We start from the raw sequence: 23,883 nt of genomic DNA on the forward strand, positions 1-23,883 counted from the left end.
GTGCAGCGTGCCGTCGTCCATCTTCAGCGCGATGACGCCGCGGCAGACGCCCTGATCGTCCATGATCAGGTCGATGGCGAAATATTCGATGAAGAACTCGGCGGCGTGACGCAGCGCCTGGCCATACATCGTGTGCAGCATGGCGTGACCGGTACGGTCGGCCGCGGCGCAGGTGCGCTGCGCCTGGCCCTTGCCGTAGTCCATGGTCATGCCGCCGAACGGACGCTGATAGATCTTGCCGTCTTCGGTGCGCGAGAACGGCACGCCCCAGTGTTCGAGCTCATAGACGGCGTCCGGCGCGTTGCGCACCATGTATTCGATGGAGTCCTGATCACCCAGCCAGTCCGACCCCTTCACGGTGTCGTACATGTGCCAGCGCCAGTTGTCCTCGTGCATGTTGCCGAGCGAGGCCGAGATGCCGCCCTGCGCCGCAACCGTGTGCGAGCGGGTCGGGAACACCTTGGTGATGCAGGCGGTGCGGAGGCCCGCTTCGCCGCAGCCGACGGTCGCGCGCAGGCCGGCGCCGCCGGCGCCCACGACAACGACGTCATAGGTGTGATCTTCGATGGGATAGGCGTAGCCGTTGGTGGCGGGGCCGCCAACGCCGTTCGCGCCATTGCCGTTCACGGCCATGCGCTACACTCCAGATGAAAGTTTGAAAATGGCGTAGATCGCGGCAAGCGCCACGGAGACCGAGAAGAAGTTGTTGCCGATCACGGCAAGCAGCTTCAGCTTCTCGTCATGCACATAGTCTTCGATGGCGATCTGCACGCCGATCTTCATGTGCACCGTGCTGGCGACGATGAAGAGCAGCATGATGATGGCAACCAGCGGCGAGCCGAGGATCTGCGCAGCGCCGGCCTGGTTGCGGCCCATGACCGACATCACGACGAAGATGACCGGAATCATCAGCAGCAGCATCGCCACCGCGGTGATGCGCTGGCGCCAGTGATCCGAGGTACCCGAATGGGACGAACCGTGATTGCGGACGCGGCCGAGCGGCGTGCGCATGGATTTCGGGGACAGGCTCATCGGCCACCTCCGATCGCGTAAGCGATGATCCAGAGGACGATGGTGATGACGATGCCGCCGATCAAGGCGGCCCAGGTCAGCCATTCACGCTCGGACGGTTTGAAGCCGTAACCGAGATCCCAGACCAGGTAGCGGACACCGCTGAGCGCGTGATGAACCAGTGCCCAGGTGTAGCCGAACGCGATCAGGCGCCCGATGATGCTGCCGGAAAAGGCCTGCACATGGGCATAGGCCGCGGGGCCCGAAGCGGCGGCGATCAGCCACCAGACGAGGAGGAGTGTGCCAAAATACAAGGCAATGCCGGTAGCGCGATGCACGATGGACAGCGCCATCGTCAACGTCCAGCGATAGACTTGCAAATGCGGCGAAAGGGGGCGTTCGATCCTGGCGGCCATTCAACAACTTTGACAGGTTAATGGGCAATCTCTGCCCGATATGGGATCGCGTAGAGCAATTCTATTTACGAAGTCGATACGACGAGTGCAATCGCGAAATGACATAAACGGAATTCGCATTCAAAACTTGAAACCAGCATTGCGCGCGGCGGGATTGACTGTTGGCATGCCACGGCGCACAGCCGATGAAGCGCGATTCAGGCAAACTTTATGGCGCAATAGCAAATACTGATCGGGGCGGGAATGGCGGGGCTGGATATCACCGAGGTTGTCGAACTGGCAGTCCTCCTGGTGGCGGTGGGTGGACTGAGCGGTTTCCTTGCGGGCGTGTTCGGGATCGGCGGCGGGGCTATCCTAGTGCCCGTATTTTACGAGTGTTTTCGGATTGCCGGCGTGCCGCTGGAGGTACGGATGCCGCTCTGCATCGGCACTTCGCTGGCCATTATCATCCCGACGTCGCTGCGCTCGTTCCGCGCCCACCTGGCGCGCGGTGCGGTGGACATGGAGATCCTCCGCAAGTGGTGGCTGCCGATCCTGATCGGTGTCGCCGTCGGCAGCGTGACCGCCCGTTTCGCCCCGGAAAAGCTGTTCAAGATCGTCTTCGTGCTGGTGGCCTGGTCCGCTGCTGCACGGCTGCTATTCGCCCGTGAGGGGTGGAAACTGGGGAATGATCTTCCCGACGGCCCCCTGATGAAGCTCTATGGCTTCTTTGTCGGCCTGCTCTCGACCCTGATGGGCATCGGCGGCGGGCTGTTCTCGAATCTGCTGATGACCTTCTACGGCCGCCCGATCCATCAGGCGGTGGCGACGTCATCGGCGCTGGCGGTGCTGATCTCCATCCCCGGCGCGCTCGGCTATATCTATGCCGGATGGCCGGCAGCCGCGACCTATCCCGACGTCGCGCCACTGCAGCTGCCGTTTGCACTCGGTTACGTCTCGCTGATCGGCGCGCTGCTGGTGATGCCGACGAGTTTGCTCACCGCGCCGCTCGGCGTGAGGGCGGCGCATGCTATGTCGAAGCGCACGCTGGAAATCGCGTTCGGCGCCTATCTGTTCATCGTCGGAAGCAGGTTCGTGGTGGCGCTGCTGTGAGCTACAGGCCCGCGTAATACTATCCGTAATAGTATCCAGACGCAGGCTTGCTATGGATCACAGATGGCTCACGCTCATCACCACGATCATGCGCATGATCACGACGACCACGCCGGACACGCACATGGCCCGGGCGGACACGTCCATGCGCCCGCCGATTTCGGCAAGGCCTTTGCCATCGGCATCACGCTCAACACCGTCTTCGTCGTGGTCGAAGCGGTTTATGGCTATGCGGCCGGCTCGATGGCGCTGGTCGCGGACGCCGGTCACAATCTCTCCGACGTCCTCGGCCTGATCGCCGCATGGGTTGCGGCAGTGCTGACCAAGCGCGCCGCCACGCCGCGCTATACTTACGGCCTCAAGGGCTCCTCGATCCTTGCAGCCCTGTTCAACGCCGTCTTCCTGCTGGTCGCCGTCGGCGCCATCGCCTGGGAAGCCGTGCACCGGCTGTTCAATCCGGAGCCGGTGACCGAAATCACGGTCATCGTGGTCGCTACCATCGGGATCCTCATCAATGGCATCACTGCCTGGCTGTTCGCCTCCGGCCGCAACAGCGATCTCAATATCCGCGGCGCCTATCTGCACATGGTTGCGGATGCCGCCGTCTCCGTCGGCGTCGTCATCGCGGCGATCGTTATCATGTTCACCGGCTGGCTATGGATCGATGCGGTCACCAGTCTCGTGATCTGCGTACTGATCGTCTGGGGCACCTGGAGCCTGTTGCGCGACTCCACCGCCATGTCCCTCGCCGCGGTTCCGCGTGGCATCGATCCGGCTGCCGTGCGGGCTTGTCTGGAGAAATTCCCGGGCGTCGCCGACGTGCATGACCTGCACATCTGGCCGATGAGCACGACGGAGGTGGCGCTGACCTGCCATCTCGTCATTCCATCAGGCGCGCCCGGCGATGCCTATCTGATGGACATCTGCGAGCTGCTGAAACGGGATTTCGGGATCGAACATGCGACGATCCAGATCGAGACCGATCCGAATGTGGCCTGTGCGCTCGCGACGGCGCATTAGAACATGGTGTCATCCCGGCGAACGCCGGGATCTATAGACACCGGAATAAAGAGGCGGACAGGTCGAGAGACTTTCGCGTCGCCACGCGCTCGGAGGCTATGGGTCCCGGCGTTCGCCGGGACGACAAGAGATCGGAAGCCGCATGCAGCGAGATCTTACTTCGCGTAAATATCCTTATACGTCTCGCGCAGTACGTTCTTCTGCACCTTGCCCATCGTGTTGCGCGGCAGGTCGTCCACGAAGATCACGCGCTTCGGCATCTTGAATTTTGCGATCTGGCCATCGAGTGCCTTGATCACCGCAGCCTCGTCGATCGCCGTCTTCTTGTCGGACACCACCACCGCCGTGACGCCTTCGCCAAAATCTGCATGCGGCACGCCGATCACGGCGCTTTCCACCACGCCAGGCATGGCGTCGATCTCGCTCTCGATTTCTTTGGGGTACACATTGAAACCGCCGGAGATCACCAAGTCCTTGCCGCGGCCGAGGATGTGGACATAGCCCTTGGCGTCGATCTTGCCGAGATCGCCGGTGATGAAGAAACCATCGTCGCGGAATTCCGACTTGGTTTTCTCCGGCATGCGCCAATAGCCCTTGAACACGTTCGGGCCCTTCACCTCGATCATGCCGATGGTGTCGCGCTCGAATTCCTTGCCGGTCTCGGGATCGGTGACGCGCACGGAGACGCCGGGCAGCGGAAAGCCGACCGCGCCGGGCACGCGCTCGCCATCATAGGGATTCGAGGTGTTCATGTTGGTTTCGGTCATGCCGTAACGCTCGAGCACCGCATGGCCGGTGCGCGCGAACCATTCGCGATGCGTGTCGGCGAGCAGCGGCGCCGAACCGGAGATGAACAGCCGCATGTGGCTGCACGTATCTTTCGACAGGTTCGGCGACTGCAAGAGGCGCGTGTAGAAAGTCGGCACGCCCATCAGCACGGTCGCGCGCGCCATCAGCTGGATGATGCGCTCGGGATCGAGCTTCGGCAGGAAGATCATCGCCGCGCGCGAGAACAGCGTGACATTGCTCGCCACGAACAGGCCATGCGTGTGATAGATCGGCAGCGCGTGGATCAGCACGTCGTCCTTGCTGAAGCGCCAGTAGTCGACGAGCGACAGCGAATTCGATGCGAGATTGTCATGGCTCAGCATCGCGCCCTTGGAGCGGCCGGTCGTGCCCGACGTGTAGAGGATCGCAGCGAGATCGTCATTGCCGCGCGCGACGGTCGCGAAGTCCGCCTTCTCCTTTTCGGCCGCATCCGTGAGCGAGCCCTTGCCATCAGCGCCGAGCGTCTCGACCTTCGCGCCGACCTTGGCGGCGATCGCTTCGATGCCGTCCTTCTTCGACGGATCGCAAACGATCAGCGACGGCTCGGCATCGGTGATGAAGTAATCGAGCTCGTTCAGCGTATAGGCCGTGTTTAGCGGCAAATAGACCGCACCGGCGCGCACGGTGGCAAGATACAGAACGAGGCCCGGCACCGACTTCTCGGTCTGTGCTGCAACGCGGTCGCCGGGCTTGACGCCGCGCGCCACCAGCACATTCGCCATCTGCCCCGCCAGGCCGACCAGATCACCGTAGCTGATGTGCTTGCCTTCCGGGGTCTCGATGGCGAGACGCGACGGATCTTCAAGCTTGTCGAACAGGCGGGAAAACAGATTCATGGCATTCACACAGTGATTTGGAGGAGCCAGACAATCGCACCGATAGCGCCTGCGCGATTGCGTCAAATTGTCTGCTGTCTTTAGCAAGAACCCGCTACCCAAGGCAACGCGCGCACGAACGCAGCGCGTGCCGGAAAGTTTCAGGATCGACGAAAAATATAGGCTGAAACTGCCTCCGAGACCTCGCGTAGCTCGGCCATCGACGACGGACACAGCCATGCGGGCGACGGCGTCGAGAGCCTTTCAGCGCACCGGTGCAGATGCACCGGCCATCAATGAACTCGGGAGACGATCCATGTCCAAGCGTATTGCCCTTCTGTCCGCTGCCGCCATCGGCGCCTTCGCCCTCACCTCGACGGCACTCGTCCCGGCCTATGCCAAGGACAAGATGGTGAAGTCGGAAATGTCCGGCGAGAAAACCGTGATGGTCGGCGGCGCCGCGATGTATCCCTCGAAGAACATCGTCGAGAATGCCGTCAATTCGAAGGATCACACCACGCTCGTCGCTGCCGTGAAGGCCGCCGGTCTCGTCGATACGCTCGCCGGCCCCGGCCCGTTCACCGTGTTCGCGCCAACCAATGCCGCCTTCGGCAAGCTGCCGAAGGGCACCGTCGACAACCTGGTGAAGCCGGAGAACAAGGCGACCCTCACCAAGATCCTCACCTATCACGTGGTGCCCGGCAAGCTGAACGCCGCCGACCTGAAGGATGGCCAGAAGCTCACCACCGTGGAAGGCGAGCAGCTGACGGTGAAGAAGTCCGGCGGCAAGGCGATGATCGTCGATGCCAAGGGCGGTTCGTCCACCATCACGATCCCCGACGTGAACCAGTCGAACGGCGTCATTCACGTCATCGACACCGTCGTGATGCCGAAGGCCTAAGGCGCTCGGATAGCGCCAAAGCGCCGCATCCCGCTTCCCCTTCGGGATGCGCGTGACGAGAGCGAGCCGGGGCAACCCGGCTCGCTTTTTTGTGATCGCAGGGATAAATGCAGATACCCGGTGGTTTATGTGACCAACGTAACGATTGCCCGTTCCGCCCGTAAGGCTGATAAGGGCCAGACCACGGATCATGCCATGACCAGCGTTTCCATGAGCGACACGCAACGCACCGCCAGCAAGAGCAAAGTCATCCAGCCCGCCTGGGTGCGCGTGCTGCACTGGATCAACGCCGTCGCCATGGTCATCATGATCATGTCGGGCTGGCAGATCTACAACGCCTCGCCGCTGTTCGGCTTCGTGTTCCCGCCCAGCGTCACGCTTGGCGGCTGGCTCGGCGGCGGCATCATGTGGCATCTCGCCGGCATGTGGCTGCTGGTGATCAATGGCCTGCTCTATGTCACGCTCGGCTTCATCACCGGACGCTTTCGCAAAAAGCTGCTGCCGATCTCCGCATCGGGCGTGATCGGCGACACCAAGGCCGCGCTCACCGGCAAGCTCTCGCATGCGGATCTCTCCACCTATAACCAGGTGCAGAAGCTGCTTTATGCCGGCATCCTCATTGTCGGCGTGCTCATCGTGCTGTCCGGCCTTGCGATCTGGAAGCCGGTCCAGTTCCAGTATCTCACCGCCATCTTCGGCGGCTACGACACGGCGCGCTATGTTCATTTCGTGATGATGGCATCCATTGTCGGCTTCCTCGTCATCCATGTCGCGCTGGCGCTGCTCGTACCGAAGAGCCTGCGCGCGATGATCATCGGTCGCTGAGGAGCACGTCATGCTGAAGAAAATGCGCTCGCTCATCATTCCCGGCGTCGACAAGCAGTTGCTGGTGAAGGACGCCGTCAAGCTGATGCCCGATCTGTCGCGCCGCCGCTTCATCGCTTCGGGCGCGAGTTTTGGCGCGCTGACGCTGCTGACCGGCTGCAACGTGTCGGACAGCGTCTCTGCCGAGAGCCTGCTCACACAGATCTCCAAGTTCAACGACATGGTGCAGGCGAAGATCTTCAATCCGAACGTCTTGGCACCGACCTATTCGGAAAAGGACATCAAGCGCCCGTTCCCGTTCAACGGCTTCTACTCGGAAGACGAAGCGCCGGTCATCGACGGCAAGGAATGGAAACTGGAAGTGTCCGGCCTCGTCGACAACAAGAAGTCGTGGACGCTGGAAGAACTGCACAAGCTGCCTGAGGTGTCGCAAATCACGCGCCATATCTGCGTCGAGGGCTGGAGCGCCATCGGCTCATGGCAGGGCACGCCGCTGCGCGATTTCCTGAAACTGGTCGGCGCGGATACCAATGCCAAATGGGTGTATTTCCGCTGCGCCGAGGATTATTCGTCATCGCTCGACATGCCGACCGCTCTGCATGCGCAGACGCAGATGACGTTCAAGTTCGATAACCAGATCCTGCCGCAGGCCTATGGTTTCCCGATGAAGATCCGGGTGCCTACGAAGCTCGGCTTCAAGAACCCGAAATATGTGACGTCGCTGGAAGTAACCAATGACTACAAAGGCGGCTACTGGGAAGATCAGGGCTATAATGACTTCAGCGGGAGCTGATACTCGCGACCGTAGCGGCGGATGAGGCGAAGCCGTAATCCGCCGCGGAGTCTCAGTTTTGAACTCGGCCGGCGGATTACGCTTCGCTCATCCGCCCTACGCTCGGAGCTCCTTCTGAAACGCCGACAACACCGCACCGACACCCAGCGTCGCGGCTGACACCACCAGCGCCGACGTCAAACTTCCCGTCGCATCTGATATCGCACCCACCGCGATCGGTCCCATCGTCTGGCCGATGCCGAACACGATGGTCACCACGGCGATCGCCTTCGGCCAGGCTTCCTTCGGATAGTTGAACCGCACGAAGGCAGTCGTCGCCGCGACCACCGCAAAGAAGGCGACGCCGAACACCGCGGCCGATATGCCGAGAATGATCGGCGAATGGCCAAGCAGCGGCATTGCTGCGCCGACGGCATTGGTGCCGAGAATGATCGCCATCGCGCGCCCAGTCTGCCCGCGCGCCAGCACGCCGCGCCATGCCCAGGGCGAGGCGAAGGAGCTGACACCGATCACGCACCAGAACGCACTCTGAGCAATCGCGCTGCCGCCGCCGTCGCGCACATAGGCGATCATGAAGGTCATATAGGCGATGTAGCCGGCGCCGAACATGAAATAGCCGACCAGGAAGATGGTCATCGGCCAGATGGCGATCGACGGCACCGGCGCATTCGACGTGTGATCGGCGGCATCGATCAGACGCCGCAACAGCGGCAGGCCCATCACCACCGAGACCGCACCCAGCACCAGCCAGACGATCCACCACGAGCCCGGACCAAAGCCCTGCAGCACAAAGGGCGCGATCAGGCCCGACAGCAGGATGCCCATGCCCGGGCCCGCATAGAACAGGCTGAGCAGATAGGCGGAGCGTTCGGGATGCGTGAGGCCGATACTGGCCGCGAGCGCGCCGCCCGCCACGAAGGAGATGGCGGCGCCAAAACCGGTGACGAAGCGGGCGATGCTGAGCAGCGTGAAATCCGTCGTGACGCCGCAGAGGAGCAGCGAGGCGATGCAAGCTACCGTGCCGATCTGGATCACCGCAAACAGGCCATAGCGCTTGCCGAGGCTGGACGCGGCCAGCGCGCCGAGCAGGTAGCCAGCGGCATTGACGGTATTCATGAAGCCTGCGGACGAATAGGACCATTGCAGGCTGTCGCGCATGTCCGGCAGGACCAGCGAATAGGCGAAGCGGCCGATGCCAAGCCCGATCGCCGGCGCGAGCGACAAAATGAGAATGAGCAACGCCGGATTGCGGCGCATCAGCGAAGTGTCAGGCAAGGTCAGGCGTCTCCCGCCTGCACTGTCGCAGCTTTCGCAGCGCATGCAATCGACACGTGCAGCAGGGCTGTCTTGCCAATACAGCAATGACGGCTTAGCACTCGGCCGAAATTCGGCTTTCAGAGAAGGAAACGATCATGGCGGCGCATAAACTGCTGGTTCTCCCCGGCGACGGTATCGGCCCGGAAGTGATGGCGGAGGTGACGCGACTGATCGACTGGATCGACGCGGCTGGCATCGCCAAGTTCGACACCGAGACCGGCCTTGTCGGCGGCGCCTCCATCGATGCGGACGGCGTGCCGATTACCGACGCGACCATGGCCAAGGCCGATGCCGCCGACGCCATCATTTTCGGCGCCATCGGCGGACCGAAGTGGGATGGCGTGGCCTATGAGAACCGCCCGGAAGCCGGCCTGCTGCGCCTGCGCAAGGATCTCGGCCTGTTTGCCAATCTGCGCCCGGCGGTCTGCTATCCCGCGCTGGCGGATTCCTCGAGCCTGAAGCGCGAGGTGGTCGAGGGCCTCGACATCATGATCGTGCGCGAGCTCACCGGCGGCGTCTATTTCGGCGAGCCGAAGACCATCACCGATCTCGGCAACGGCCAGAAGCGCGCCATCGATACCCAGGTCTACGACACCTACGAGATCGAGCGCATTGCCCGCGTCGCCTTCGATCTGGCCCGCAAGCGCCAGAACAAGGTGACGTCGATGGAGAAGCGCAACGTCATGAAGTCGGGCGTGCTCTGGAACGAGGTCGTCACCCAGGTGCATGGCCGCGAATACAAGGACGTCACGCTGGATCACCAGCTCGCCGATTCCGGCGGCATGAATCTGGTGAAGTGGCCGAAGCAGTTCGACGTCATCGTCACCGACAACCTGTTCGGCGACATGCTGTCGGATATCGCGGCGATGCTCACCGGTTCGCTCGGCATGCTGCCGTCGGCCTCGCTCGGCGAGGTCGATGCCAAGACCGGCAAGCGCAAGGCGATGTATGAACCGGTGCATGGTTCAGCGCCGGACATTGCCGGCCAGGGCAAGGCCAACCCGCTGGCGATGATCGCCTCCTTCGGCATGGCGCTGCGCTATTCGCTCGATCTCGGCGATCTCGCCGACAAGATCGACCAGGCGATTGCCGCCGTGCTGGCGAAGGGTTTGCGTACCGCCGATCTGAAGTCGGAAGGTGCGACGATCATCTCGACGGCGCAGATGGGCGAAGCGGTGCTGGCGAAGCTGCAGGCGCTTTGTAAGTGAGGTTGTCGTCCCGGCGAACGCCGGGACCCATAGCCTCCGACGAGGTCAGGAAGCTGGATCGTCACAACTAGCTCGCTCTCACTAATTTGACAGCGTGTATGGATCCCGGCGTTCGCCGGGATGACAAAAAAATGCCCGGCGCGAGCCGGGCATTTTCGTATCTGTCGCTGACGCGCTGGTTCAGTAGTACGAATAGGGCGGCAGCGGAATGCGGTTCGGGTAACCGCCGAGATCGTAGTCGCTATACAGCGGCTGGCGGTCGATCGGGCGGTTCAGGTTTTCGCGGCTGAACGACTGGCCGGGCGGATAGGCGTAATCGGTGAACTTGCGGTCGCCGGGCAGCACTTCGGTGCCGGCATCGAGCCACGAGCGGCGCGAGATGTAGACGCGGGTGCGCGGACCCTGCTGATAGGACACGTTCGGGCCACGGGCACCGTAATTGAAGCGGCCGTTGTCGGCGGTGACCTGCTTGCGCTTGGTCTGCTGGGCTTCCGCCGGGGTGGCGACGCCGATGGTGATGACGGCAGCCGCCGCGAGCAGTGCACCGGTCAGTTTGGCGGCGGAGAATTTCAAGGTCATCGAGTCCTCATGGCAGTCTGATTCTTGTTGCAAGAATCGCAAATTCCGAGTTCCCGGCAATTTAGCTGGCCGGGTGGCAGCCCTACAAGGTCAAACCGGTCACACCTTCGGAGAATAATGCGCGGTGTGGCCGAATGTTGCATGCATTCCAAGGTCTTGGTCGTCGGAGCGTCACAGGCTGCCCCGCAAGGACGGGTTCTGGGCGCCGGTGACCCAGTCTGAACCGGCCGCCGACAGTGCCGGGCCGCTTGCACAGCCGGTCCGCTTCAATTCGGCATGGGCGAACAGTTCTGCAAGCTTGGGCTCGCCGCCGGCGGTCAAAAGAACGAGACGGTCGAGCATGCAGGCAACCGCCGCGCGGCGCGCCGGCAGACCGTCGCCCTGGCATGAAAAGCCGGAAATGCGCAGATTTGCCGCATCCAGATTGCGGGTGAAGCCGAGGCAGCGCTTGGTGTCCTGACGACGATCCGCAAAGCCGAACAGCGCCACCGGGCCGAACTTGCTGTCGATGATGCCCTCGCCGACCGTCTCGCGCGGACCGCTCGGGTCCATCCTCAGGGCAATGTCGGCGACAGCGGCGTCTTCGAGTGCTTCGCCGCCGAGCCGATACAGTTCGAGCTCGGCCACCGGACGACCTTCCGCCGGCAGCCAGCGCAGAACGTCCTTGCGGCCAGCCGCCGGATGCCGCTGGATTTCATAAGCCGCTGTAATTCCAGCCGTATCCGGCTGCCTCACGGCGAAGGCGGGATAGGAGCGATCGGCCACGGTCCAGCCGGGCTTCGAAGCCGCAGCCGGCGTCCAGTCGAGTTCCAGATGGTTGAACGCCGCCACCGCTGCCATGGCAAGCAGGGCCAGACAGCCCATATAGGCAAGCATGCGCCCTGCCACCGCCGTGCATTCGTCGGCGAAGCTGTACACCGCCGGACGGAAATCGAATTCCCGCTCGCGGTTGTAGGGTGCAGGTCTTGAACGCATCAAAGTACGGAAAACGCTTATGACGTTGTGTTTGCGGCGTTTCTCGCATAGAAGCGCTCGCGCTTCGGTTTCCGCGGACGGCGGATCGAAGGCATTTTTCTTCGGAGAGTGAACGATGGGTTACAAAGTCGCGCTGGTCGGAGCGACCGGCAATGTCGGGCGTGAAATGCTCAGCATTCTGGACGAACGTAAATTCCCTGCTGACGAGGTCGTGGCGCTTGCGTCCCGCCGCAGCATGGGCGTTGAGGTTTCCTTCGGCGACAAAACCCTGAAATGCAAAGACCTCGAGACCTACGACTTCAGCGACGTCGATATCTGCCTGATGTCGGCCGGCGGAGCCGTGTCCAAGGAATGGTCGCCGAAGATCGGCGCAGCCGGTGCCGTGGTCATCGACAATTCGTCGACCTGGCGCATGGATCCGGACGTGCCGCTGGTCGTGCCGGAAGTGAATGCGGCTGCGGTCGATGGCTTCACCAAGAAGATGATCATCGCAAACCCGAACTGCTCCACGGCGCAGCTCGTGGTGGCGCTGAAGCCGCTGCATGACAAGGCGACCATCAAGCGCGTCGTCGTGGCGACCTATCAGTCGGTGTCGGGCGCCGGCAAGGATGCGATGGACGAGTTGTTCTCGCAGACCAAGGCCGTCTACACCAACAGCGAGATCGTCAACACCAAGTTCCCGAAGCGCATCGCCTTCAACGCGATCCCCCATATCGATGTCTTCATGGAGGATGGCTACACGAAGGAAGAGTGGAAGATGATGGCGGAGACCAAGAAGATTCTTGATCCCAAGATCAAACTTTCCGCCACGGCCGTGCGCATTCCGGTGTTTGTCAGCCACTCGGAAGCGGTCAATGTCGAATTCGAGAATCCGATCTCGGCCGACGAAGCCCGCGACATCCTGCGCAATGCGCCGGGTTGCCTGGTGATCGACAAGCGCGAACCCGGTGGCTACGTCACGCCGTATGAAGCGGCCGGCGAAGACGCGACCTATATCAGCCGTATCCGCGAGGATGCGACGGTGGAGAACGGTCTCGCCTTCTGGTGCGTGTCGGACAATCTGCGCAAGGGCGCGGCCCTCAATGCCGTGCAGATCGCGGAATGCCTGATCAATCGCAAGCTGATCACCGCCAAGAAGAAGGCGGCCTAAGAGACTGATGTCGGAGCCGGATCAAAACGAGACTGAACCGGCTCCGCGTCGCCCGCACCCGATCCTGAAGGGTGTCGAGCTGATCATCGAGCATGTGCTGTTCAACAGCCGCTGGCTGATGGCGCCGTTCTATCTCGGCCTCGTCATCGCGCTGGTCGCGTTGCTCTACAAATTCGGCGTCACGCTCGTCGAATTCATCATCTACACCCCGACCGCCAAAGAGACCGACACGATCCTCGGCGTACTCAGCCTGATCGACCTGTCACTCACCGGCAACCTGATCCTCATCGTGGTGTTTTCCGGCTACGAGAATTTCGTCTCGCGCATCGATCCGCGCAACCATCCGGACTGGCCGGAATGGATGACCAAGGTCGACTTCGCTGGACTGAAGCAGAAGCTGCTGGCCTCCATTGTCGCCATCTCGGCGATCCAGGTGCTGAAGGCCTTCATGAATCTGGATGGCGTGTTCGAGCCGCAGAAACTCGGCTGGCTCGCGGGGATTCATCTGCTGTTCGTGGTGTCAGCACTGCTGCTGGCGCTGTCCGATCGCTGGAACACGGACGATCACGACGGCAAGGCGGATAACAAGAAGCATTAAAACCGTAGCCCGCATAGAGCGAAGCGTCATGCGGGGACTATAGAGACAGTTGAAACGTCGGTCCCCGGATTGCGCTGCGCTCCATCCGGGCTACGACGAGCTCAATCCGCCGACTTCGCCTGCCCGACCGGCTTGAACACCTTCTCAACCTTGTCCAGCACCGACAGCGATCCCACCGCCACGCCGAAATAGGCGCCGTGCAGCAGCAGATCGCCGGCATCGACGCGCTTCTTCACGAAGGGGAAGGTCATCAGGTTCTCGAGGCTGCGGAACACCGCCGCCTTCTCGATGCGGGTAACGAAATCCTGCATCGTCTCGTGGTCGCGGATCTCGACGGTCTCGCCGGGCTTGGTGAACATCGACATCCAGCGGCCGATGAAATCACCCGGCGACAGCGGCGCGGCCTTGTCGACGAAAGCGCGGATGCCGCCGCATTGCGCGTGGCCGAGAATGACGATGTGCTTCACCTTCAGCACCTGCACCGCATATTCCAGCGCGGCAGAGACGCCGTGTGCGTTGCCGTCGGGCTGATAGGGCGGCACCAGATTGGCGATGTTGCGCACCACGAACAATTCGCCGGGCGACGCGTCGAAGATGACCTCCGGCGACACGCGCGAGTCGCAGCAGCCGATCACCATCACTTCGGGGAACTGGCCCTTTTCCGACAGCTCGCGAAAGCGCGCCTGCTCGGTCGGCAAGCGATCGGACGAAAACGTCTGGTAGCCGGTGATGAGTTGCTGCGGAAATGTTGCGGTCATGATGTTTGCCTCTTGGGTCCTCACGGATAACCATAGCTCGCCAGCGCCGACAAGCCTTCCGGGCGCCTGAGCAAGATGCTAGTGCGGCATGGAACCCATAAGTAGACACCTACCCCGAGGAAATGACGCCATGACCACCCGTCCGCGCCGCAGCCACCTGTTCATGCCCGGCTCCAATCCGCGTGCGCTGGAAAAGGCGCGCACGGTGGCCGCCGACGGTATCATCCTCGATCTCGAAGACGCCGTGGCGCCGGATTCCAAGGGCACCGCGCGCGACGCCATCGCCGAGACGCTCGGCAAAGGCGGCTTCGGCAAGCGCGAAATGCTGATCCGCATCAACGCGCTGGATTCGCCGTGGTGGATCGACGACGTCGCCATGGCGGCCAAGGCCAAGCCCGATGGCATTCTGGTGCCGAAAATCTCCAGCGTCGAAGACCTCAATGCGGTGGCCGATCGCCTCGCCGATCTCAATGCCGACGTATCGATCAAAGTCTGGGCGATGATCGAGACCTCGCGCGCAATCCTGCATGCGGAAGAACTCGCCGCCTGTGCGAAGGATGCGGAGATCCGACTGGCCGGTTTCGTCTGGGGACCGAACGACATCGCCCGCGAGACGCGCATCCGCATGACGCCGGGCCGCGCATCGATGCTCGGCATGATCACCCATTGCGTGCTCGCGGCACGCATGTATGGCCTCGACATCCTCGACGGGCCCTACAGCAATTTCAACGACAATGACGGCTTCATCGCCGAGGCCGAACAGGGCCGCGACATCGGCTTCGACGGCAAGACGCTGATCCATCCCGCGCAGATCGAAGCCAGCAACAAGGTATTCACGCCGCCGGCCGAGGATGTCGCACAGGCCCGCCGCATCATCGCGGCCTTCGAGCAGCCGGAGAATGCGAGCCGCGGCGCGATCCAGATGGATGGCAAGATGGTCGAGCGCCTGCATGCGGAAATGGCGAAGCGGACCATCGCGATTGCGGATGCGATCGCGGCGATGGGCTGAGGCGTTCTTCCTTATCCCTCCCCCAAGCGGCGAAGCCGCGCCGTGGGGCGGGTGGCGTGCGCGAAGCGCATGACGGGTGGGGTGTTTCCCCAAACTCCGACGTCACGTGGGGAGAGACCCCACCCGGCGCTACGCGCCACCCTCCCCATTCGCTGCGCTCCGGGGAGGGACACCACGCGCTTCTGCGCGTCATTGCCTGATCGACCTGTCAAACAGCCCCGTCATTGATGCGCTCATGAGTATTCTCTCTCGCGGCGCCCGAGGCGTCCGAGGTGTGAGCATTCCTCCCTCCAGACATGAGGGGAGGTGGCACGCCGCAAGGCGCACTTGAGTGGACTTGACGCTGTCCGTTCAACGCTGGATCGCCAGCGAGCCCAAACAGCGCAACGCCTTACGGCGCGCCACCGCGACGTTTTTCCAGTCGAAGGACCGTTCTTCCGGGTACTGGCAATCCCTCCTTGGTTCGCTCGCGAACCCTGGAGGGATTCATCCAACGGATTTCTCCGCCTTCGCCCGCACCACGTCCAGCCGCGCAATAGCGGCAGAGCCCCGTAGTGGGCCCGGACGGTGACCCCCGACCACCCGAGTGCGAGGGATACGTCCTCCCCCACCCGCAGGCGCCGCATCCTGCTCCGCTCAAAGACGCCTCATGAGAGCGCCCCTCGCGAACAAGACGGGAGGGAGTATGGCGACGATGGGAATTTTGTCAAGAACAAAACAGGAACAAGCGCTCAGTCTGTCATCCCTGCGAAAGCGGGGATCCAGTATGCGCCGACCGAGCGGCTGAAGCCGGGATGCCAGCGTCTACTGGGTTGCCCGGTCAAGCCGGGCAATGACAGGAAGAGCCAGAGGCGCACTATCGCGCCCATAACGACAACGACCAGCCGGAGCGTGGGCGCAGCGCCCGGCTCACGCCCAGGCGCGTTCGGCCTTCAGCTTATCTTCATAGCTATCGATGGAGGTCTTCTTCTCCATGGTCAGGCCGATATCGTCGAGACCGTTGATCAGGCAGTGCTTGCGGAACGGATCGATCTCGAATTTCACGGTGCCGCCATCGGGGCCACGGATCTCCTGGTTCGGCAGATCGATGGTGACGGTGGCATTGGCGCCGCGCTCGGCATCGTCGAACAGCGCGTCGAGATCCTTCTGCGAGACGCGGATCGGCAGCACGCCGTTCTTGAAGCAGTTGTTGTAGAAAATGTCGCCGAACGAGGTCGAGATCACGCAGCGGATGCCGAAATCCAGCAGCGCCCAGGGCGCGTGCTCGCGCGACGAGCCGCAGCCGAAATTGTCGCCGGCGACCATGATTTTCGCCTGGCGATAGGCCGGCTTGTTGAGCACGAAATCCGGATTCTCGCTGCCATCGTCATTGTAGCGGGCATCCGCGAAGAGACCCTTGCCAAGGCCGGTGCGCTTGATGGTCTTCAGATACTGCTTCGGGATGATCATGTCGGTGTCGACATTGATCACCTTCATCGGAGCTGCGACGCCTTCCAGCGTGGTGAACTTGTCCATGGCGAGTCCTCGGCAATTGAGCGCGCTTTTTAGCGCGGGAGGGCGAAGGGTCCAAGGGGCATTTCTGCAGTGCTGGGATCAGCTTAACCCGGCCAACTCATGGTTCGAGACGGCGCTTCGCGCCTCCTCATCATGAGGGACGGTGTTCAATCCTTCACCTGCGCCTCTATCGCCTCCATGTCGTCGTCCGACAGGCCGAAATGGTGGCCGATCTCGTGGACCAGGACGTGGCGAACGATATGGCCGAGGGTTTCGTCATGCTCGGCCCAGTAATCCAGGATCGGGCGGCGATACAGCCAGATCATGTTGGGCATCTGGCCGGACACCTCCCCCGACTGGAACGGCAGGCCGACGCCCTGAAACAGGCCAAGCAGGTCGAATTCGGTCTCGGCCTGCATCTCCTCCAACACCTCATTGATGGGGAAGTCGTCGACCCGGATGATCACGCCCTCGCAGAGCTTGCGAAAGCCCTCGGGCAGCAGCGCAAGCATCTCATGCGCCATGGCTTCCATGTCTGCGAGGTCGGGAGCTTTTGCCTGATGCCACATCACGTTCGGTCCGGTTGGGTTCCTGTCTAGACGATCCCGCCTTGTTGGCAAGGCGTCCACGGCGGTTGACGCGACCGCCTCAATCGGAGACTTTGCGGCGAGAAAACGACGGTGGTTTGGGGCGTAACATGCGGATCATGACAGCGACACTGGCAGTGGCGACACTGGCTCTCGGCAGCCTGTCCATGGACAGCGCCATCGCGCAGACCGCGCCTTCCGCCAAGCGCTCGACCGACATCTCCGCCCAGAGCAGCGGCCGCCCGCGCGTGCGCATCTATCGCGACGACGACACCCGCGGCGTCTATCCGCGCTACAATCCGGGCCCCAATGCGGTGCGCGATTGCACGGCCAATCTCGTGCAGGAATATCGCCCGAGCGGCACCGTGATCGTGCCGCGTATGAACTGCTACTGGCGCCGCGGCTGAACAGCCACGCCGCCTGACGTCGCACGGACATCGCACCACAACCACGCGCGTCACACTTCGACATCGACGTCTTCGTTCCCTCGCTGCGACCAAAAACCGTGCGACATATCGCACGCCGCATATTCATTTCGCGTTCACCTCACGAAACCTAGCCTTCTCGCATGGGCAATGAACCCATGCAGCGTGCATGTTCAGATGCCCGCGGAATCAGGAGAGAACAGTGAACTTGAAAAAGCTTTTCGGCCTCGCCGCCATTGCAGGCCTGATGTTCGTGGCTGCGCCGACGCAGCAGGCGAACGCGGTCTCGCTCAACAATCCCGGCGTTGCCGCAACCGTGCAAGGCGCAGGTGAAGGCCTGAAGACCGACGTGCAATATCGTCGTCATCATCATCACCGCGGCTATCGTCACCATCACATGCGCCGCCACCATCACTGGCATCGTCCGCATTACGTGCGTCGCCACCACGGCTGGCACCGCCCGCACTTCCATCATCACCGTCGCCACCATCACTGGCGCTAACGGAAACGCCCTGGCGTGACAGCCGATATGAATCGCGCTGTCACGCAGGGCACCGAGGAGCGCATTTCACCGCGTCTCCTTGTCGCGGGAAATTGGATCGATCGAACGCGTTGACTGATCAAGGCGACAAACAGATTTCAACGAGGACAATCATGAGAACATGGGTTGGCGCAGCTCTGATGGCTGCAACTGTTTCACTCGGTGGCGCATTCGCAGCCGCGCCTGCGCTGGCTGCATCGCCTGCGAAGGCTGCCGTCCAGGACAAGGCGCGCGTGACTGACTTCAGCTCACAGCACCGTCATCACGGTCACCGGCATCATCGACACTTCGGTCATCGCCATCACTTCCACGGCCATCGCCACTGGGGCCATCATCGTCATTGGGGGCACCGCCACTATGGCTACCGCCCTTATTACGGACCGCGTTATGGCTACGGCTATCGGCCGGTCTATCGCTCCTATTATGGCCCGGCCTATTACGGCGGCGGCTACGGGTATCGTCCCTACGGCTATCGGCCCTATGGTGCCTATGGCTACGGCCCGCGTGTCGGCTTCGGCGGCGGCCCGATCAGCGTCGGCTTCTCGTTCGGCCGCTGGTAAGAGCACACATCGCAAAACGAACATCGCGGGCGCCTTCACGGCGCCCGTTTCATTTTGACGCGTCCATTCATGGCGCGTTCAGATCATTGCTCCTAGCCTTCGCTTCAAGGGCGCACAATTCACGCACGGCCACCGCGCGCAGATCGATCGTGATTTGCGGCAGCGATGTCGGTCGCGTGAGGGAGGTGGTTCAATGAAAATCCATCGAGCTTCTGCGATCCGGCGTGCGATGACACGCATGGTCGGCATCGCTGCGACGGCGACTGCAATCTTCTCGCTCACACCCGCCGCGCAGGCGCTGTCGCTGAGCAATCCCGCCACGGCGCCGGCAGCCAGGCAGGCGCGTGATGCGCTCACCACGCAGGTTCAGCATCGCGGCGGCGGTGGCTTTCGGGGCGGTGGCGGATTCCGCGGCGGCGGTGGCTTCCACGGCGGAGGTTTTCGCGGCGGAGGATTTCGGGCCGCTGCGCCGGCCTTCCGTGGTGGCGGCTTACATCGCCCCGCCTTTGCAGGCGGCGGGTTCAGGCGCGGACCAGGCTTTTACGGCGGCGGCATCCGTTATGGCGGGCCGGCCTTCGCGCGGCGCGGCTTCTATGCGCCGGCCTATTACGGCCACCGCCGACACTTCTACCGTCACCGCTATTTTGGGCCGCGCTATCACGGCTATTACGGTCCCCGCTACTACGGACCGAGCTACTATTATGGTCCCCGCCGCTTCTGCCGTATCGTGATGACCTATTACGGCCCGCGAAAAATCTGCCGCTATCGCCCTTGGCATCATCGCCACTGGCATTATCGGCGCCATTTCAACGTCTATTGGTGAACTGCAGGGTTGGCACGGCGCTTCGCGCCTTTGCCCACCCTGCGCCTCCAGCTACTCTCCGAGCTGAAATGCCTCGAAGCGGTGCAGCTCCTCTTCGATGCGCCGCTTCCATTCCTTGCGCGGCGCCTTCCTGTCTGCGCCATCGCCGATCCAGCTCCATTGCTGCATCAGCAGCTTGCGGTTCTGCCGGTCGGTCTTGAGATCGATCGCCGCAACGATCCTGTCATCCACCAGCACCGGCAGCGCGAAATAGCCGAGCTTGCGCTTTTCCTTCGGCACATAGGCCTCGAAGCGATGGTCGTGCCCGAACACAAGATGCGTGCGCTTGCGCTGGATGATCAGGGGATCGAATGGCGACAGGATATGCACGAGCCCGTGCGGCTCGTTCTCGGTCGCCTCGATGATCTCCGGCGTTGCCCAATGCGCGACCTTGCCGGCGCCCTCGATGGCCACCGGCAGCAGCTCGCCGCGCCGCATCCGCGCCTCGATCAGTTTTCGCACGCCGGCCTTTGACGGTGCATCGAGATGGCAGATCGAATCGAGGCTGACAAAACCCTGGGCGCGCAACGCGCGGTCGAGCAGATAGGCGAATGTCTCGTTGTCGGTGGCCGGCTTCGGCAACTTGTCCCAGCCGAAGTGCCGGAGCAGCAGGTCATAGGTCTTCAGCATCCCCGTGCGCTCGGAGACGGTGAGATGCCCCTCGAAGAATGCCAGCTGCAGCGCCCGCTTCGACGGCTTGCGGCTGGCCCATTCGTGATCCTTCTCGCGCAGCACGTCGTCCTCGATATCGCGGATCGACAGCGGCCCGGCTTTCGCCAGCCGCATCACCTTGCGCTTGTCCGCCGGCGTCACGGCCCTGAACCAGCCATGGCCTTCGCGGCGATAATATTTCATGTCCGGCACGAAGAAGCGGAGATCCGCCGTCGGTACATAGGCGAGTGCATGGGTCCAGTATTCGAACACGCTCTTGTCGAAGCTCTGCGCCTGCTTGAGATCGCTTCGCTTGTAGTTCGGCAGTCGCGCGAACAGGATGTGATGATGGCTGCGCTCGATCACATGAATCGTATCGATCTGCACATAGCCGAGATGCGCGACAGCCCGCGCCACGGCATCGGGGCCTTCGCCGAATGGCGCACGCTCATCCAGCCGCTGGGCGCGAAGCCAGATTCGGCGGGCGGCGGCGGTGGAGATGGCGACGGGCTTGGCGGGGGCGCGGGGCATGAGGCAGGCAGGATGACATAGTCAAATGGTCGGCGTCACGTCCAGGCGACCTTGTCCATTGAAGATTCGGGTGTATGCTACCTTCGCTTCCATCAACCGGCTGATCAGCGAGGATGGGATGACATTGCATATACGCGACGACCGAGCCGCCGAACTCGCGCGCCTATTGGCAGAACGAAAAGGCGTTAGCGTGACCGAAGCCATCGTGCATGCGTTGGAGGCCGCTTTGGCGCAGGACAACCGCCCGCTAAGGGAGCGGATTCGCGAGATAGCAGCAGAAGCGCAGCGCCGGGGCGACAAGACGAAACGACGTCAAGTGACCAAAGAGGAAATCGACGAACTTTGGGGTCACGAATAGTGTTTGTCGATACGTCAGCCATCGTCGCCATGATAGCGTCGGAGCCGGACGCAGATACTTTTAGTTCTAAGCTTGAAACAACGACTGCCTCGAAGATCACCGGTGCTCATGTGCTTCTCGAAGCGACCATGCGGCTCTCCTCTCTGCTTGGTCTATCGCCTGCGACCGCCGACGAAATCGTGACGCACCTCTTGCGTGAAGCACAAGTCGATATCGTTCCCATCTCGGAAGACATCGCTCATCTGGCCGTGGCCGCATTCGAGCGCTACGGCAAAGGACGCGGCCATCCCGCCAAGCTCAATTTCGGCGATTGCCTGAGCTACGCTTGCGCAGCGTCGCGCGGCGCTACCATCCTATTCAAAGGCAACGATTTCGCGCACACGGACGCCCGTCAGGCATAAAAAAGCGCCCCGCCGTTTCCAGCGGGGCGTTTTCAAACACTCGCTTCGGCTTATGCCAGCGAGAGGTTCTCGGCGCTGACCTTGCCGCGCATCTTGTCGGTCTTCAGTTCGAAATTGACCTGCTGACCATCATTGAGGCTGGTCAGACCAGCGCGCTCGACGGCGCTGATGTGCACGAACACATCCTTGCTGCCATCGTTCGGCTGAATGAAGCCGTAGCCCTTTTCACTGTTGAACCACTTAACGGTACCTGTCGCCATCTTACTTCTCCAAGAGGCAGCCTCTGTCGCGAATCGTGCATCCAACTTGATGCGATAACGCGGCTGCAGTTGTCCCGCACGACCTCCGTGCAGGACTATTCAATCTCAGCGAAGTCTTGGGCGAGGGGGCTGTGAGCCGCAATCGGCAAAGTCAGAGCCGCCAAATCGAATATGCGGGGATTGTAGAAGATCACACGCAGAACGCAAGCTGCGGGCTAGCTGCAAAAACTTGCAGCGCGCAGGTTGCACGCCGCGGCATCTGCATCGGGGACCACCAACGAAAACGGCCCGCATCTGCGGGCCGTTTGATGGGTTATCGACGCGACAGGGTTCAGTGCCACTCGCGGATATCGACGAAGTGGCCTGCGATCGCGGCGGCTGCGGCCATCGCCGGCGACACCAGATGGGTGCGGCCCTTGTGGCCCTGACGGCCTTCGAAATTGCGGTTCGAGGTGGCAGCGCAGCGCTCTTCCGGCTTCAGCTTGTCCGGGTTCATGGCCAGGCACATGGAACAGCCGGGCTCACGCCATTCGAAACCGGCCTTGATGAAGATCTTGTCCAGACCTTCGGCTTCCGCCTGTTCCTTCACCAGGCCAGAGCCCGGCACGATCATGCCCGACACATTGCCGTTGATGGTCTTGCCGTCGACCATCTTGGCCGCGGCGCGCATGTCCTCGATGCGGCCATTGGTGCAGGAACCGATGAAGACGCGATCGATCTTGATGTCCGTGATCCTGGTGCCGGCGGTGAGGCCCATATAGGCCAGCGCGCGTTCCTTGGAGAGACGCTTGGCTTCGTCGGCAATGTCAGCCGGGTTCGGCACCTTGCCGGCGATGGAGATGACGTCCTCGGGCGAGGTGCCCCAGGTGACGATGGGCGGCAGCTTGGCGGCGTCGAGACGGATCTCGTGATCGAAATGTGCGCCTTCATCGGTGCGCAGCGTATTCCAGTAGGCGACGGCCTTGTCCCACAGCTCGCCTTTCGGCGACATCGGGCGGCCCTTGAGGAATTCGTAGGCCACTTCGTCCGGCGCGATCAGGCCGGCGCGGGCGCCGCCTTCGATGGACATGTTGCAGACCGTCATGCGGCCTTCCATGGACAGCGAACGGATCGCCTCGCCGGCATATTCCAGCACATAGCCGGTGCCGCCGGCGGTGCCGATCTCGCCGATGATGGCCAGGATGATGTCCTTGGCAGTGACGCCGTCGGGCAGCTTGCCATCGACGATGGCACGCATGTTCTTCGCCTTCTTCTGGATCAGCGTCTGCGTGGCGAGCACATGCTCGACTTCCGACGTGCCGATGCCATGCGCCAGCGCGCCGAACGCACCATGCGTCGAGGTGTGGCTGTCGCCGCAGACCACCGTGGTGCCGGGCAGCGTAAAACCCTGCTCGGGGCCGATGACATGGACGATGCCCTGGCGCTTGTCGAACTCGTTGTAATATTCGATGCCGAATTCGCGGACGTTCTCTTCCAGCGTCCTGATCTGCTCGGCGCTTTCCGGATCGGGATTGGGCAGCGAGCGATCGGTGGTCGGCACGTTGTGATCCACTACGGCAAGCGTCTTCGAGGGCGCGTGCACCTTGCGGCCGGCAGCGCGCAGACCTTCGAAGGCCTGCGGCGAAGTCACTTCATGCACCAGATGGCGATCGATATAGAGCAAACAGGTGCCGTCATCGGCTTCTTCGACGACGTGGTCGTTCCAGATCTTGTCGTACAGGGTGGTCGGCTTGGATGTTGTCATTTTGCTTGAGCCTGACTTGGAAATTTTCGGACCTGTTGCTGCTGCCGGGTTTGCCGCATCGGCGGCGAAGGCGCGCAACGAGAAGAAGGCTTAACGCGTGAGATTGCTCACGCGCTTCTAAGCGCACCCACGATCGAGGTCGTGAAGCGACCGAAGAAGCGACCGGGCAAGCGG

General features: G+C 62.2%; 28 protein-coding genes. 15 read left to right on the forward strand and 13 right to left on the reverse strand.

Features of this window, described 5'->3' with window-relative positions; all coding sequences use genetic code 11:
* The 3 genes from ACIQ17_RS07065 to sdhC form a co-directional block, all read right to left on the reverse strand.
* Positions 1 to 633 (reverse strand): FAD-binding protein (locus ACIQ17_RS07065; protein WP_398466841.1); only part of this gene is annotated, 633 nt, incomplete at its 3' end.
* Positions 634 to 636: 3 nt separating this feature from the next.
* A complete protein-coding gene (sdhD, locus tag ACIQ17_RS07070) occupies positions 637 to 1,032 on the reverse strand; it encodes a succinate dehydrogenase, hydrophobic membrane anchor protein (protein ID WP_398466843.1) in 396 nt (131 codons plus the stop codon).
* The gene (gene sdhC, locus ACIQ17_RS07075; protein ID WP_398466845.1) at positions 1,029 to 1,427 is read right to left on the reverse strand and encodes a succinate dehydrogenase, cytochrome b556 subunit; all 399 of its coding nucleotides are present in this window, start codon (positions 1,425 to 1,427) and stop codon (positions 1,029 to 1,031) included. The genes sdhD and sdhC overlap by 4 nt, the downstream gene beginning before the upstream one ends.
* Positions 1,428 to 1,670: 243 nt before the next feature.
* On the opposite strand from sdhC, the gene ACIQ17_RS07080 reads away from it, so the two are divergent.
* Both ACIQ17_RS07080 and ACIQ17_RS07085 read left to right on the forward strand, forming a co-directional pair.
* A complete protein-coding gene (locus ACIQ17_RS07080; protein WP_398466847.1) occupies positions 1,671 to 2,519 on the forward strand; it encodes a sulfite exporter TauE/SafE family protein in 849 nt (282 codons plus the stop codon).
* Positions 2,520 to 2,582: 63 nt separating this feature from the next.
* Complete coding sequence (locus ACIQ17_RS07085; RefSeq protein WP_398466849.1) at positions 2,583 to 3,539, forward strand: cation diffusion facilitator family transporter; 957 nt, start codon at positions 2,583 to 2,585, stop codon at positions 3,537 to 3,539.
* A gap of 155 nt (positions 3,540 to 3,694) precedes the next feature.
* Here ACIQ17_RS07085 and ACIQ17_RS07090 read toward each other — a convergent pair whose 3' ends face one another.
* Entirely contained in the window at positions 3,695 to 5,203 is a 1,509-nt protein-coding gene (locus ACIQ17_RS07090) for a malonyl-CoA synthase (protein ID WP_398466851.1), read from the reverse strand.
* A gap of 295 nt (positions 5,204 to 5,498) precedes the next feature.
* Between ACIQ17_RS07090 and ACIQ17_RS07095 the strand changes: the two genes are divergently transcribed.
* The 3 genes from ACIQ17_RS07095 to ACIQ17_RS07105 all read left to right on the forward strand — a co-directional run bounded on the left by ACIQ17_RS07095 (position 5,499) and on the right by ACIQ17_RS07105 (position 7,701).
* Complete coding sequence (locus tag ACIQ17_RS07095) at positions 5,499 to 6,083, forward strand: fasciclin domain-containing protein (RefSeq protein ID WP_398466853.1); 585 nt, start codon at positions 5,499 to 5,501, stop codon at positions 6,081 to 6,083.
* A 195-nt stretch (positions 6,084 to 6,278) separates the two neighbouring features.
* Positions 6,279 to 6,908: a cytochrome b/b6 domain-containing protein gene (locus tag ACIQ17_RS07100; protein ID WP_398466855.1), complete on the forward strand. Its 630-nt coding sequence runs from the start codon at positions 6,279 to 6,281 to the stop codon at positions 6,906 to 6,908.
* Between the two features lie 10 nt (positions 6,909 to 6,918).
* Entirely contained in the window at positions 6,919 to 7,701 is a 783-nt protein-coding gene (locus ACIQ17_RS07105) for a molybdopterin-dependent oxidoreductase (protein WP_398466857.1), read from the forward strand.
* 96 nt (positions 7,702 to 7,797) lie between these two features.
* Here the strand turns inward: ACIQ17_RS07105 and ACIQ17_RS07110 are convergent, their stop codons facing one another.
* On the reverse strand, positions 7,798 to 8,982 hold the full coding sequence (locus tag ACIQ17_RS07110) for a YbfB/YjiJ family MFS transporter (RefSeq protein WP_398466931.1): 1,185 nt from the start codon (positions 8,980 to 8,982) through the stop codon (positions 7,798 to 7,800).
* Positions 8,983 to 9,113: 131 nt separating this feature from the next.
* Between ACIQ17_RS07110 and leuB the strand changes: the two genes are divergently transcribed.
* A complete protein-coding gene (leuB, locus tag ACIQ17_RS07115; RefSeq protein ID WP_398466859.1) occupies positions 9,114 to 10,226 on the forward strand; it encodes a 3-isopropylmalate dehydrogenase in 1,113 nt (370 codons plus the stop codon).
* Between the two features lie 180 nt (positions 10,227 to 10,406).
* Here leuB and ACIQ17_RS07120 read toward each other — a convergent pair whose 3' ends face one another.
* Both ACIQ17_RS07120 and ACIQ17_RS07125 read right to left on the reverse strand, forming a co-directional pair.
* Positions 10,407 to 10,805 (reverse strand): hypothetical protein, encoded by a 399-nt coding sequence (locus ACIQ17_RS07120; RefSeq protein WP_398466861.1) that lies wholly within the window; start codon positions 10,803 to 10,805, stop codon positions 10,407 to 10,409.
* A 171-nt stretch (positions 10,806 to 10,976) separates the two neighbouring features.
* Positions 10,977 to 11,780, reverse strand: coding sequence for a hypothetical protein (locus ACIQ17_RS07125; protein ID WP_398466863.1), 804 nt, complete (start codon positions 11,778 to 11,780; stop codon positions 10,977 to 10,979).
* 115 nt (positions 11,781 to 11,895) lie between these two features.
* Here ACIQ17_RS07125 and ACIQ17_RS07130 point away from each other — a divergent pair, with 115 nt between their 5' ends.
* Together ACIQ17_RS07130 and ACIQ17_RS07135 are read left to right on the forward strand one after the other, a co-directional pair.
* Complete coding sequence (locus ACIQ17_RS07130; protein ID WP_398466865.1) at positions 11,896 to 12,930, forward strand: aspartate-semialdehyde dehydrogenase; 1,035 nt, start codon at positions 11,896 to 11,898, stop codon at positions 12,928 to 12,930.
* Positions 12,931 to 12,937: 7 nt separating this feature from the next.
* Positions 12,938 to 13,528 carry a TIGR00645 family protein gene (locus ACIQ17_RS07135; protein ID WP_398466867.1) on the forward strand — a complete coding sequence of 197 codons (591 nt, stop codon included), beginning with the start codon at positions 12,938 to 12,940 and terminating at the stop codon, positions 13,526 to 13,528.
* A gap of 101 nt (positions 13,529 to 13,629) precedes the next feature.
* Here ACIQ17_RS07135 and ACIQ17_RS07140 read toward each other — a convergent pair whose 3' ends face one another.
* Positions 13,630 to 14,286, reverse strand: coding sequence for a carbonic anhydrase (locus ACIQ17_RS07140; RefSeq protein ID WP_398466869.1), 657 nt, complete (start codon positions 14,284 to 14,286; stop codon positions 13,630 to 13,632).
* Between the two features lie 130 nt (positions 14,287 to 14,416).
* On the opposite strand from ACIQ17_RS07140, the gene ACIQ17_RS07145 reads away from it, so the two are divergent.
* Positions 14,417 to 15,295 (forward strand): HpcH/HpaI aldolase/citrate lyase family protein, encoded by an 879-nt coding sequence (locus ACIQ17_RS07145; RefSeq protein ID WP_398466871.1) that lies wholly within the window; start codon positions 14,417 to 14,419, stop codon positions 15,293 to 15,295.
* A 909-nt stretch (positions 15,296 to 16,204) separates the two neighbouring features.
* Here the strand turns inward: ACIQ17_RS07145 and leuD are convergent.
* On the reverse strand, positions 16,205 to 16,810 hold the full coding sequence (leuD, locus tag ACIQ17_RS07150; RefSeq protein ID WP_398466873.1) for a 3-isopropylmalate dehydratase small subunit: 606 nt from the start codon (positions 16,808 to 16,810) through the stop codon (positions 16,205 to 16,207).
* Between the two features lie 146 nt (positions 16,811 to 16,956).
* Positions 16,957 to 17,358, reverse strand: coding sequence for a metallopeptidase family protein (locus ACIQ17_RS07155; protein WP_398466933.1), 402 nt, complete (start codon positions 17,356 to 17,358; stop codon positions 16,957 to 16,959).
* A 128-nt stretch (positions 17,359 to 17,486) separates the two neighbouring features.
* Here ACIQ17_RS07155 and ACIQ17_RS07160 point away from each other — a divergent pair, with 128 nt between their 5' ends.
* The 4 genes from ACIQ17_RS07160 to ACIQ17_RS07175 all read left to right on the forward strand — a co-directional run bounded on the left by ACIQ17_RS07160 (position 17,487) and on the right by ACIQ17_RS07175 (position 19,725).
* Positions 17,487 to 17,783, forward strand: coding sequence for a hypothetical protein (locus ACIQ17_RS07160; RefSeq protein ID WP_398466875.1), 297 nt, complete (start codon positions 17,487 to 17,489; stop codon positions 17,781 to 17,783).
* Positions 17,784 to 18,003: 220 nt separating this feature from the next.
* Positions 18,004 to 18,303 (forward strand): hypothetical protein, encoded by a 300-nt coding sequence (locus ACIQ17_RS07165; RefSeq protein ID WP_398466877.1) that lies wholly within the window; start codon positions 18,004 to 18,006, stop codon positions 18,301 to 18,303.
* A 152-nt stretch (positions 18,304 to 18,455) separates the two neighbouring features.
* The gene (locus ACIQ17_RS07170) at positions 18,456 to 18,902 is read left to right on the forward strand and encodes a hypothetical protein (RefSeq protein WP_398466879.1); all 447 of its coding nucleotides are present in this window, start codon (positions 18,456 to 18,458) and stop codon (positions 18,900 to 18,902) included.
* A gap of 193 nt (positions 18,903 to 19,095) precedes the next feature.
* Positions 19,096 to 19,725 carry a hypothetical protein gene (locus ACIQ17_RS07175; protein ID WP_398466881.1) on the forward strand — a complete coding sequence of 210 codons (630 nt, stop codon included), beginning with the start codon at positions 19,096 to 19,098 and terminating at the stop codon, positions 19,723 to 19,725.
* A 51-nt stretch (positions 19,726 to 19,776) separates the two neighbouring features.
* Here the strand turns inward: ACIQ17_RS07175 and ACIQ17_RS07180 are convergent, their stop codons facing one another.
* The gene (locus tag ACIQ17_RS07180; RefSeq protein ID WP_398466883.1) at positions 19,777 to 20,946 is read right to left on the reverse strand and encodes a winged helix-turn-helix domain-containing protein; all 1,170 of its coding nucleotides are present in this window, start codon (positions 20,944 to 20,946) and stop codon (positions 19,777 to 19,779) included.
* Between the two features lie 25 nt (positions 20,947 to 20,971).
* Between ACIQ17_RS07180 and ACIQ17_RS07185 the strand changes: the two genes are divergently transcribed.
* A complete protein-coding gene (locus ACIQ17_RS07185; RefSeq protein WP_398466885.1) occupies positions 20,972 to 21,304 on the forward strand; it encodes a type II toxin-antitoxin system VapB family antitoxin in 333 nt (110 codons plus the stop codon).
* Complete coding sequence (locus ACIQ17_RS07190) at positions 21,304 to 21,705, forward strand: type II toxin-antitoxin system VapC family toxin (RefSeq protein WP_398466887.1); 402 nt, start codon at positions 21,304 to 21,306, stop codon at positions 21,703 to 21,705. Before ACIQ17_RS07185 ends, ACIQ17_RS07190 begins: the two co-directional genes overlap by 1 nt.
* 50 nt (positions 21,706 to 21,755) lie before the next feature.
* Here ACIQ17_RS07190 and ACIQ17_RS07195 read toward each other — a convergent pair whose 3' ends face one another.
* Together ACIQ17_RS07195 and leuC are read right to left on the reverse strand one after the other, a co-directional pair.
* Positions 21,756 to 21,965 (reverse strand): cold-shock protein, encoded by a 210-nt coding sequence (locus ACIQ17_RS07195; RefSeq protein ID WP_398466889.1) that lies wholly within the window; start codon positions 21,963 to 21,965, stop codon positions 21,756 to 21,758.
* 331 nt (positions 21,966 to 22,296) lie between these two features.
* Positions 22,297 to 23,709: a 3-isopropylmalate dehydratase large subunit gene (gene leuC / locus ACIQ17_RS07200; RefSeq protein WP_398466891.1), complete on the reverse strand. Its 1,413-nt coding sequence runs from the start codon at positions 23,707 to 23,709 to the stop codon at positions 22,297 to 22,299.
* Between the last annotated feature and the right edge of the window lie 174 nt (positions 23,710 to 23,883).

This window comes from Tardiphaga sp. (assembly GCF_044340795.1).
GTDB lineage: Bacteria > Pseudomonadota > Alphaproteobacteria > Rhizobiales > Xanthobacteraceae > Tardiphaga.